Source organism: Inquilinus sp. (genome assembly GCF_057815775.1).
Map to the genome: position 1 here is coordinate 1 of NZ_JBYRFX010001050.1, position 9469 is coordinate 9469.

General features: G+C 68.4%; 11 protein-coding genes and 1 pseudogene. 2 read left to right on the top strand and 10 right to left on the bottom strand.

The window, feature by feature from the left end; translation table 11 throughout:
- From AC3XYG_RS37385 to AC3XYG_RS37425, 9 genes are all read right to left on the bottom strand, one after another.
- A partial coding sequence (locus AC3XYG_RS37385; RefSeq protein WP_489144974.1) for a hypothetical protein occupies nucleotides 1–200 on the bottom strand: 200 nt, incomplete at its 3' end.
- Nucleotides 197–1117 (bottom strand): ABC transporter permease, encoded by a 921-nt coding sequence (locus tag AC3XYG_RS37390; protein WP_489144975.1) that lies wholly within the window; start codon nucleotides 1115–1117, stop codon nucleotides 197–199. The genes AC3XYG_RS37385 and AC3XYG_RS37390, both read right to left, overlap by 4 nt.
- Nucleotides 1118–1124: 7 nt before the next feature.
- Entirely contained in the window at nucleotides 1125–1958 is an 834-nt protein-coding gene (locus AC3XYG_RS37395; RefSeq protein WP_489144976.1) for an ABC transporter ATP-binding protein, read from the bottom strand.
- A 3-nt stretch (nucleotides 1959–1961) separates the two neighbouring features.
- On the bottom strand, nucleotides 1962–3215 hold the full coding sequence (locus tag AC3XYG_RS37400; RefSeq protein WP_489144977.1) for a M20 family metallo-hydrolase: 1254 nt from the start codon (nucleotides 3213–3215) through the stop codon (nucleotides 1962–1964).
- A 28-nt stretch (nucleotides 3216–3243) separates the two neighbouring features.
- Nucleotides 3244–3765: a hypothetical protein gene (locus AC3XYG_RS37405; RefSeq protein WP_489144978.1), complete on the bottom strand. Its 522-nt coding sequence runs from the start codon at nucleotides 3763–3765 to the stop codon at nucleotides 3244–3246.
- Nucleotides 3766–3868: 103 nt separating this feature from the next.
- Nucleotides 3869–5149, bottom strand: a complete 1281-nt coding sequence (gene preA, locus AC3XYG_RS37410) for an NAD-dependent dihydropyrimidine dehydrogenase subunit PreA (RefSeq protein ID WP_489144979.1) — start codon at nucleotides 5147–5149, stop codon at nucleotides 3869–3871.
- A 75-nt stretch (nucleotides 5150–5224) separates the two neighbouring features.
- Nucleotides 5225–5683, bottom strand: a complete 459-nt coding sequence (locus tag AC3XYG_RS37415) for a PIN domain-containing protein (protein ID WP_489144980.1) — start codon at nucleotides 5681–5683, stop codon at nucleotides 5225–5227.
- Nucleotides 5673–5936 carry a type II toxin-antitoxin system Phd/YefM family antitoxin gene (locus AC3XYG_RS37420; RefSeq protein WP_489144981.1) on the bottom strand — a complete coding sequence of 88 codons (264 nt, stop codon included), beginning with the start codon at nucleotides 5934–5936 and terminating at the stop codon, nucleotides 5673–5675. Before AC3XYG_RS37420 ends, AC3XYG_RS37415 begins: the two co-directional genes overlap by 11 nt.
- Nucleotides 5937–5974: 38 nt before the next feature.
- The gene (locus AC3XYG_RS37425) at nucleotides 5975–7333 is read right to left on the bottom strand and encodes an NAD(P)-dependent oxidoreductase (protein ID WP_489144982.1); all 1359 of its coding nucleotides are present in this window, start codon (nucleotides 7331–7333) and stop codon (nucleotides 5975–5977) included.
- Nucleotides 7334–7530: 197 nt separating this feature from the next.
- Here AC3XYG_RS37425 and AC3XYG_RS37430 point away from each other — a divergent pair.
- A pseudogene (locus AC3XYG_RS37430) lies at nucleotides 7531–8097 on the top strand (putative glycolipid-binding domain-containing protein).
- A gap of 7 nt (nucleotides 8098–8104) precedes the next feature.
- Here the strand turns inward: AC3XYG_RS37430 and AC3XYG_RS37435 are convergent.
- Complete coding sequence (locus AC3XYG_RS37435) at nucleotides 8105–8959, bottom strand: bifunctional helix-turn-helix transcriptional regulator/GNAT family N-acetyltransferase (protein WP_489144983.1); 855 nt, start codon at nucleotides 8957–8959, stop codon at nucleotides 8105–8107.
- A gap of 199 nt (nucleotides 8960–9158) precedes the next feature.
- Between AC3XYG_RS37435 and AC3XYG_RS37440 the strand changes: the two genes are divergently transcribed.
- Nucleotides 9159–9469 (top strand): TetR/AcrR family transcriptional regulator (locus AC3XYG_RS37440; RefSeq protein WP_489144984.1); only part of this gene is annotated, 311 nt, incomplete at its 3' end.

Sequence of the window (9469 nt, forward strand, 5' to 3'; positions counted from 1 at the left end):
ATGCTGACGGCGCGGCCCGGCACCGGCGACAGGTCGCGCAGCGCCAGCCAGACCGCAGCCACCGCCGCGAGAATCGGCAGCGCGATCCAGGCAGTGCCGGCAGCAAACATGCCGCCATCGGCGATCCACCACAGCACGAAGCCGGCCAGGACCAGGGCGAGCACCAGCCAACCAAGACTACGGAAAACGGCGCGGTTCATCCCCGCCCTCCCCGGCTGGCGATGACGGCGCGTTCGGTCAGGGTCACGGCATAGACGCAGATCAGGGCCAGCACCGCCGCCATCACCAGGGCGGACCACAGCTGGATCATCTGGCCGAAATAGGATCCCGTCAGCAGCCGGGCGCCGATGCCCGCCTGGGCGCCGGTCGGCAACTCGCCGACGATGGCGCCGACCAGGGCCAGCGAAATGCCGATCTTCAGGCTGGGGAACAGGAACGGCACCGAGGCCGGCCAACGCAGCTTCCAGAACACCTGGGTGGCGCCGGCGGAATAGGTGCGCAGCAGGTCGAGCTGCAGCGGGTCGGGCGAGCGCAGGCCCTTGACCATGCCGATGGTGACCGGGAAGAAGCTGAGATAGGCCGAGATGATCGATTTCGGGATCACCCCGGTGAGGCCCATATTGCCCAGCACCACCACGATCATCGGCGCGATCGCCAGGATCGGCACCGTCTGGCTGGCGATCACCCAGGGCATCAGCGACCGGTCGAGCGTCCGCACATGGACGATGCCGACGGCGAGCCCGATGCCGAGCAGGGTGCCCAGGACGAAGCCGACCAGGGTCGAGCTCATCGTTACCCAGGCGTGGTAGATCAGGCTGCGGTTGCTGGTCACCGGCCGTTCGACCGTGCTGTTCCACAGATCGACCGCGACCTGGTCCGGCGTCGGCAGCAGCGGCCGGTCGAGCGCCCAGATGGCGCCGACGAATTGCGACGTGGTCCAGTCCGTCCCGGCGCGGTTCAGCCGTTCCACCGCCTGCGGCGCGTTCAGCCACAGGGCGCCGAGATACCAGATGACCAGGAAGGCGCCGAGCACGGTGGCCAGCGGCAGCGCCCGCCCCTGCTTCAGCCGCGACCAGGTGCCGGGCCGGGCCGGCAGGGCTTCGGCAAGGGCGGTCATGCCGCCCTCATTCGTAGGAATGCCCGGCGCGCAGGCCTTCGCGGACCTGCTGGGCGATGGCGAGGAATTCCGGCGTCTCGCGGATGTCGAGGTCGCGGTCGCGCGGCAGGCCGCTGTCGATGACGTCGAGGATCCGGCCCGGCCGCGGCGACATCACCACGATCTTGGAGGACAGGAACACCGCCTCCGGGATCGAATGGGTGACGAACACCACCGTCAGGTTGGTGCGGTTCCACAGGTCCAGCAGATGGACATTAAGGTTGTCGCGGGTGATCTCGTCCAGCGCGCCGAACGGCTCGTCCATCAGCAGCAGCTTGGGCGCGAAACCGAGCGCGCGGGCGATCGACACCCGCTGCTGCATGCCGCCGGACAGCTGCCACGGGAACTTCTTCTCGAACTGGCCGAGCCCGACGGTGGCCAGCGCCTGGCGCGCCCGCTCCTGCCGCTCCGCCGCCTTGATGCCCATGATCTCCAGCGGCAGCTCGACATTGCGGCGGACATTGCGCCAGGGGTACAGCGCCGGCGCCTGGAACACATAGCCATAGGCGCGGGCCAGCCGGGCCTGTTCCGGCGTCATGCCGTTGACCGTGACCGATCCGGCGGTCGGCCGCACCAGGTCGGCCACCACCCGCATCAGCGTGGTCTTGCCGCAGCCGGACGGGCCGATCAGCGACACGAACTCGCCCTCGCCGATGGTCAGGTCGATATCCTGCAACGCCACCACGGGCGCATCCGCTGTCTGGAAGGTCAGGCCGAGGCGCCGCGTCTCGACCACCGGCGGCGCGGCCGGCCCGGCCGCAGTTGCCGGGGAAACCTGGGACCGCACAGCCGGAGCGACCATTCTCTAGGCCGCCTTTCCGTGTTCGAGCGAGCGGTCGTAATCGAGCACGGCGCGCAGCAGGACATTGGCCCCGGCGGCAGCGTGGTCGAACTCGATGCTCTCCGCCTCGTTGTGGCTGACGCCTTCCCAGCACGGCACGAAGATCATCGCGGTCGGTGCCACTCGGGCGATATAGGCCGAATCATGCCCGGGGCCGGAGACGATGCGCCGATGGGTGAAGCCATTGGCCTGGGCGGCATTCTCCACCGCGTCGATGCAGGCCGGGTCGAACTTGACCGCCGGCGAATCCCAGATCGCGTCGACCTTGACCTCGAGCTTCAGCTCCGCCGCGATCCGGTCGATCGCCGCCCGCGCTGCCGCCTCCATCACCCCGATCTTCGCATCGTCGGGGTGGCGGTAGTCGATGGTGAAGAACACCTCGCCCGGGATGACGTTGCGGCTATTCGGCCGCACTTCCATCAGTCCGACCGTGGCGACCGCATCCGCGGTGGCGTCGCCGACCGCGATCACCGCCTCGACCATCCGGGCGGCGCCGCGCAGCGCGTCGCGCCGCAACCGCATCGGGGTCGAGCCGGCATGGCTTTCGCGGCCGGTCACCGTCACCTCGTACCAGCGCATGCCTTGCACGCCAGTGACGACGCCGATCACCTTGTCCTCATTCTCGAGGATCGGGCCCTGCTCGATATGCAGCTCGAAATGCGCGCCGAGCTTGCGCCCGCCGACTGGCACCTCGCCCTTGTAGCCGATCGTCTCCAGCGCCTCACCGAAGCGATGGCCTTCGCGGTCCTCGCGGCTGTAGGCGAATTCCTTGGTGAACACGCCGGCGAAGACGCCGGAGCACAGCATCGCCGGGGCGAAGCGCGATCCCTCCTCATTGGTCCAGTTGATGACCTCGATCGGGGCGTTGGTCTCGTAGCCGGTGTCGTGCAGGGTGCGCAGCAGCTCGAGGCCCGAAAGGACCCCGAGGATGCCATCGAACTTGCCGCCCGTCGGCTGGGTGTCGAGATGGCTGCCGATGCAGATCGGCGGCAGCGACTCATCCCGGCCCGGCCGGCGGGCGAACATGTTGCCGACCTCATCCACCGTGACGGTGCAGCCGACCGACTCGCATTGCGTCTTGAACCAATCGCGGACCCGGGCGTCGAGATCGGTCAGGGTCAGGCGCTTGACGCCGCCCTTGGCCGTCTTCCCGAACTCCGCGGTTTCCATGATCGCGTCCCAGAGGCGCTGCGGGTCGATCTGGATGTTCTGCTGCATCGTCAAATCCTTGGTCCGATCCCTGCGATCAGGCCGGCTTGCGGATGAAATCGCCCTCGATGGTCGAGGCCGGCTGGCCCGCCACTTCGCGGGTGTAGGCCAGCTTCAGATGGGTGCTGTCGACCAGGGTGCGGCGGTAGAGCTGGCGCTCGACCTTGCCCTCCTTGGTGGTGCCGACGACCTCGACCGTCAGGGTCAGGCCGGCCAGGCTGGCAGTGGCGTAGGCGCGGTCGGCCGGCACGGTGGCGGTCCAGAAATTCGGCCGGGTCGAGGCCTGGAACGCCAGCTCCCGCTCGCGGAATTCCAGCCCGCCGCCATCGGTCCCGGCCTGCACGTTGCGCCAGAACAGCCGGAAGCCGCCATCGGCATGCGGCTCCAGGATCACCGCGGCGGCACGCTGCGTCTCCTCCTGGCTGGATCCGATCCAGGAGCCCGCGAAATCGTCGATCTTCGCCTCGACCGGAACCGCGCTTGCCGGCACCTTGCCGGCGCAGCCGGCCAGCGCCGCGGTCATCATCCCCACCAGCACCGCGCGTCGCTTGAAAGCCATTGTTCCCCTCACTCGTCGTGTCGACCAATCGGAAAAGGGGGCCATCATGACCGATCCCCCCGATGCCGACGAAGCCAAATCGCATCAAAATCGAGGGACAGGGCTATTCCGCGGCGTCCTTACGCATCGGGTTGTTGGGGTGGTGCTGCCAGTTCAGATAGGGCCGACCGGTGTCCACCGTCTCCATGGTGATGCAATTGTCGACCGGGCACACCAGCATGCACAGGTTGCAGCCGACGCACTCTTCCTCATTGACCTCGTAGCGCCGGCCGCCCTCCGGCGTGCGCAGCGCGAAGATCGACTGGTGCGAGGTGTCCTCGCAGGCGATGTAGCACTTGCCGCACTGGATGCAGGCGTCCTGGTTGATGGCGGCGATGGATTTGAAGTTGATGTTCAGATCCTGCCATTCGACGAAGTTCGGCACCGCCAGGCCCTGGAAGGCCTGGGTTTCGGCATAGCCCTTTTCGTCCATCCAGTTGGCCAGGCCGGACGACATGTCCTCGACGATCTTGAAGCCATGCGTCATCGCCGCGGTGCAGACCTGGACGTTGGCGGCGCCCAGCGCCATGAACTCCGCCGCATCGCGCCTGGTCGAGACGCCGCCGATGGCGTAGATCGCCATGCCCTGGCATTCCGGGTCGCGCGCGATCTGGCCGACCATGCGCAACGCGATCGGCTTCACCGCCGGGCCGCAATAGCCGCCATGGGTGCCGCGGCCGTCGACCGTCGGCGTCGGCGCCATCAGGTCGAGATCGATCGAGACCACCGACTGGATAGTGTTGATCAGCGACACCGCGTCGGCGCCGCCGCGCTTGGCCGCCCGGGCCGGCCCCAGGATGTTGGTGATGTTCGGCGTCAGCTTCACGATCACCGGCATGCGCGTGTACTGCTTGCACCAGCGCGCGACCATCTCGACATATTCCGGCACCTGGCCGACGGCGGAGCCCATGCCGCGTTCCGACATGCCGTGCGGGCAGCCGAAATTCAGCTCGATCCCATCGGCCCCGGTGTCCTCGACCAGCGGCAGGATCGACTTCCAGCTCTCTTCCTCGCAGGGCACCATCAGCGACACGATCATCGCCCGGTCCGGCCAGTCGCGCTTGACCTGCTTGATCTCGCGCAGGTTCAGCTCCAGCGGCCGGTCGGTGATCAGCTCGATGTTGTTGAGGCCGGCGATGCGGGTGCCGTTGTAGCTGACGGCGCCGTAGCGGGAGGAGACGTTGACCACCGGCGGGTCCTCGCCCAGCGTCTTCCACACCACCCCGCCCCAGCCGGCGCGGAAGGCGCGGACGACGTTGTATTCCTTGTCCGTCGGCGGCGCCGAGGCCAGCCAGTACGGGTTGGGGGAGCGGATCCCCAGGAAATTGTTGGTCAGATCGGCCATCACAGCCTCCAGCTGGTGTTCCGCGGCTCTGGTGGCCGCTTCACGCAAATCCATCGACCGGCGACGCCGGCCGGGTCAAACCGTCAATAGCGCCTCGATCTCGTCCGGCAGCCGCGCGCCCCGGAAGGGGTTGCGCACGGTGACGCCGCCCAGCGCCACGCCGTCCGCCATATCCTCGCTTAGCAGCGTCGTGCAGCCGTGGCTGTCGGCCGTCGACAGCATCATCGCGTCCCAGTAGCTGTACCGCTTGGCGGCGGCTTCCCGCGCGGCCGCCACGACATTCGTCTCCGTCGAAGCCACGGTCGCGAACAGCTCCACCCAGTCGCCGATCTGGGCCGCCGCGTCGGCGGCCGGCAACAGGCGGCGGCGCTGCGAGGTGACGTAGAATTCCCCCAGCACCTGGAGCGTGAGGACGCAGTCGGCCCGGGCCGCGCGCTCGACGATCTCCTTCGCCCGCTGATGCTTGTCGCCTTCGGTGCTGTCGATCGCGTAGACGAGGACATTGGTGTCCAAGGTGAACCGCCTATCGGTCATGCAGCGCGTCACGGTCGAAAGATTCCGGCGCCGCGCTGCGATAGCCATGGGCCATGCGCGCCCGGGTCCGCTCCAGCGCCGCTTCCTGGGCCGCGGTCAGGACGCGCCGGTGGGACATCGGCACGACCCTGGCCACCGCCTGGCCCCGTCGGGTGATGACGAATTCCTGGCCGGATTCGACCGCGCGGATCATCTCGGCGAAGCCCTGGTTGGCCTCGCGCAACGTGATGGTGGTGCTCGATCCGTCGCTCATAACGTCACTCCTCCGAATGCACTACCAATGTAGCACATTCAGTGCCGTAGCGCCCGGTCGATCGACAGCGCCGCCAGTTTGCCGTCCTGCACGGCACTGACGGTGAGGTCCTGGCCCGGCACGCAGTCCCCACCGGCCCAGACGCCGGACAGCGAGGTCTGCCGCTCTTCGTTCACGGCGATGCGGTTGCCGGCCATATCCAGCGTCTCGGCCTCGTTCGCCAGGGCAGAGGGCACGAGGTACTGGCCGATGGCGGTGAGGACCTGGTCGGCCAGCACGGTGAAGCGGTCGCCGGTGCCAGCCAGCCGGCCCTGGGCGTCGAGCTGGGTGTGCTCGAACTCGACCTCTTTCACCGAAGGGCCGCGGCCATTGGCCGGCCAGCCCAGGATGCGGCGCGGCTGCGCCCAATGCCGGACGGTGACGCCGTTGACCTGGGTCCAGTCCTGCTCTTTCCAGGTCGCCGACATCTGGTCGGCACCGCGGCGATAGACCAGCGTCACCTCTTCCGCCCCCAGCCGCTTGGCCTGGGTGGCGGCGTCGATCGCGGTGTTGCCGCCGCCGATGACGACGACGCGCCGGCCGACCGGCACCGAGGCCTTGTCGCCGGCTTGGCGCAGCCGGGCGATGAAATCGACCGCGCTTTCCACCCCGGCCAGCGCCTCGCCGTCGCAGCCCAGCGCGTTGACCGCGTTGTGGCCGAGGCCGAGGAAGACGGCGTCGTAGTCCTGCCGCAGCTGGGCCAGGGTGACGTCGCGGCCCAGGACGACGCCGGTGCGGATCTCGATGCCGCCGATCTCGAGGATATAGGCCAGCTCGGCCTGGGCGAAATCATCCGTCATCTTGTAGGCGGCGAGGCCGTATTCGTTCAGGCCACCGCCCTTTTCCTTCGCCTCGAGCACGACCACGTCATGGCCGAGCACGGCGAGGCGGTGGGCGCAGGCGATCCCGGCCGGGCCGGCCCCGACCACGGCGATGCGCTTGCCGGTGGCGGGCGCCCGGCTGAACAACTGGATGTCGCGCTGGAACACATGGTCGGTGGCGTAGCGCTGTAGCGCGCTGATCGTCACCGGCTTCTCTTCCTGGTGGTTGCGGACGCAGGCGTCCTCGCACAGCTCCTCGACCGGGCAGACCCGGGCGCACATGCCGCCCATGATGTTGGCGCTCAGGATGACCTGCGCCGCACCCTTCACATTGTCGGTGGCGATGCCCTTGATGAAGGCGGGGATGTCGATCCCGGTCGGGCAGGCCTCGATGCAGGGCGCGTCATAGCAGAAATAGCAGCGGCTGGATTCGATCAGCGCCGTGCGCCGGTCGAGCGGCGGGTGGATTTCCGCGAAGTCGTCGGCGATGCGGTCGGCGCCCAGGCGGCCTGCCGCGATGTCGGATCCGATGGTCATCCGTCAGTCTCCCCCAGGGGCCGCCGGTCCGGATGCCCCGGATTCGATCGTCGGCACCGCCTCTCCTGATCGTGACGGTATCGAAAACCTGACCAAATGGTCAACTCAATTTTCAATTGATAGTCACTCTCATTATCGATTGTTGCGCGGCCGCGAATCATGCTAAGAACGTTTCAGGAACGATGAGGAGATGCCGCATGGACCGGCACGTCCGATGGGCCCCCGCCGAAGGCACCGGGCTGGAGCATCTGCGGCTGCACCGCAGCGGCGCCTGGATCCAGGCCGACAGCGTCGTGATCGGCGGCGATGCCGACCATGTCGGCGGACCGGTGCAATGGGCTCTGACCTACACCATCGTGCTGGACGCCGAATGGCGGGTGCGGTCGCTGGCGGTGACCGACCATGCCGGCGACCGGCGGCTGCGGCTGATCGCCGATGGCGGCGGCACCTAGACCACCGGCGATGGCACGCCGCTGCCGGAGCTGCAGGGCTGCATCGATGTCGATCTGGTGGCGACGCCCTTCACCAACACGCTGCCGATGCGACGGCTGCGGCTGGAGCCGGGCGAATCGGCGGTGATCAAGGTCGCCTATCTGCCGCTGCCCGATCTGGTGCCGTTCGCGACCGAGCAGCGCTACACCGCCCTGGCGGCGCGGCGCTGGCGCTACGAATCGCTCGACGGCAGCGGCTTCGCCGCCGAGATCAGCACCGACGCCAACGAACTGGTGCTGGACTATCCCGGCCTGTATCGCCGGGTCGAGTGACGCGCCGTCACAGCTCCAGTTCCCAGGTCTCGCCGATCATCTCGGGGCCGAAATCATGGTGCGGCTGGGCATCGACCAGGCGGAAGCCGGCCTTGTCGTAGATCCGCCGAGCCGGCAGCAGCTCCGCATTGGTCCACAGCGTAACCCTGGAATAGCCGGCCTGGCGGGCGAAGCGGATGCATTCTTCAACCAGTCGGGCACCGATGCCGTGGCCGCGCGCCTTCGGCTCCACCAGCAGCAGCCGCAGCTTGGCCACGCGGTCGGTCAGCCGCACCAGCATGACCGAGCCGACGGGTTCGCCATCCAGCTCGGCGATCCAGCAATGCTCGCGCTTCGGGTCGTGCTCGGCCAGGAACTGCGACGCGATCTCCGCCACCAGCGACTCGAAGCGGTCGTCCCAGCCGAACTCGCGGACATAAAGCACGCCATGGCGCTGCACCATCCAGCCGAGATCGCCCGGCCGATGCGACCGCAACAGGGTGGACACGCCGCGGTCGCCGCCGCCGTCCAGCAGCCCTTCCACCGTGCGCAGCGCATCGGTCAGCCGCGCCTGCTGCGCCCCGGTCAGGCCGCGCAGCAGGCTGCCGACGGCTTCGCGCGACCGGTCTTCCAGCGGCTCCAGCGCCGCCCGGCCGGCGGCGGTCAGGGCCAGCAGGCTCTGCCGGCCGTCTTGCGGCGACGGGCTGCGGGCGATCAGGCCCTGCCGTTCGAACCCGCCCAGGATGCGGCTGAGATAGCCGGCGTCCAGCGCCAGCGCCCGGCCCAGATCGGTGGCGGTGGGCGCGTCACGATGCGCCAGCTCGTACATCACCCGCAGCTCGGTCAGCGAGAACGGGCTCTGCAGCAGCCCCTCCTCCAGCACGCCGATCTGCGGGTGTAGAAGCGGTTGAAATGCCGCATCGCGGCGACATGGTCGGCCAGGTCTGTCTTGGCCATGCTGGGATCTCCGGGTCACGATCCATGACAAAATCAATCGATTGATTGACTATGTCAACTATCTCGCAAGGCGGGCCTGCCACGGCACACTCGACGCAGCCGGGGTTCCGACCGATGATGCCGGCATGAGCGATGCCGAGATGCTGGACCAGCCGGACGAGACCGATGCCTCCCTGGGGCCGCAGCAGCGGCCCGTCTCCGGCGGCCGCCTGCGCCGGGCCCGCGAGGCGCAGATCCTGGACGCGGCGGAGGGGGTGTTCGCCGAGGCCGGCTTCTCCGGCGCCACCATGCAGGGCATCGCCGAGCGCGCCGGCCTGCCCAAGGCCAATGTGCACTACTATTTCGGCACCAAGGAGACGCTGTACCGCGCCGTGCTGGCCCGCATCCTGGATCTGTGGGTCGACGCCTTCGACCACCTGGTGCCGGAGCGCGACCC